This is a genomic window from Citrobacter sp. Cc139, from assembly GCF_030334645.1.
GTDB classification, from domain to species: Bacteria; Pseudomonadota; Gammaproteobacteria; order Enterobacterales; family Enterobacteriaceae; genus Citrobacter; species Citrobacter werkmanii.
The window spans coordinates 1-540 of the sequence record NZ_JAOWDM010000019.1; the positions used below are offsets into that span (position 1 = coordinate 1).

Sequence of the window (540 nt, forward strand, 5' to 3'; positions counted from 1 at the left end):
TGCTCCCACTGCTTGTACGTACACGGTTTCAGGTTCTTTTTCACTCCCCTCGCCGGGGTTCTTTTCGCCTTTCCCTCACGGTACTGGTTCACTATCGGTCAGTCAGGAGTATTTAGCCTTGGAGGATGGTCCCCCCATATTCAGACAGGATACCACGTGTCCCGCCCTACTCTTCGAGTTCACAGCACATGCGTTTTTGTGTACGGGACTATCACCCTGTACCGTCGGACTTTCCAGACCGTTCCACTAACACACATGCTGATTCAGACTCTGGGCTGCTCCCCGTTCGCTCGCCGCTACTGGGGGAATCTCGGTTGATTTCTTTTCCTCGGGGTACTTAGATGTTTCAGTTCCCCCGGTTCGCTTCGTTAACCTATGTATTCAGTTAACGATAGTGTGACGAATCACACTGGGTTTCCCCATTCGGAAATCGCCGGTTATAACGGTTCATATCACCTTACCGGCGCTTATCGCAGATTAGCACGTCCTTCATCGCCTCTGACTGCCAGGGCATCCACCGTGTACGCTTAGTCGCTTAAC

At 52.2% G+C, this 540-nt stretch carries 1 rRNA gene; it reads right to left on the reverse strand.

The features are described 5' to 3' along the window. Positions 1-540: ribosomal RNA gene (locus OGV69_RS01285) — 23S ribosomal RNA — on the reverse strand; the annotation flags it as partial.